General features: G+C 60.0%; 1 protein-coding gene. It reads right to left on the bottom strand.

The window, feature by feature from the left end:
* Positions 1-15 precede the first annotated feature (15 nt).
* A partial coding sequence (locus tag PZH32_RS12690) for a response regulator transcription factor (RefSeq protein WP_275208613.1) occupies positions 16-305 on the bottom strand: 290 nt, incomplete at its 5' end.

Here is a 305-nt window from a genome sequence, read left to right on the forward strand (position 1 = left end):
AAGCACGAATCCTAACTAGTCCTCGTCAACCTGGCCGATGCGCGTTTGTAGCTCTTTGGCCGAATGGACATCCAGCTTGCGATAGATATGCTTCTTGAGCGTGTTCACCGTGCTAACGGCAATGACCAGCTGCTCGGCAATGGCCGAGGGCTTCTTCCGCTGCGCCATGAGCAGCAGGATTTCTTCTTCGCGGGACGAGAGAACTGCTTCGCCAGCCAGCTCGTGGCACCGCAGGCCCAGGCGCGACCGCTCGAGCAACGGCGCCATGTCCTGGCCGACAGGTTGGCGAATGAGCGTGCTCCAAC

This window comes from Adlercreutzia equolifaciens, assembly GCF_029076695.1.
GTDB lineage: Bacteria > Actinomycetota > Coriobacteriia > Coriobacteriales > Eggerthellaceae > Adlercreutzia > Adlercreutzia equolifaciens_A.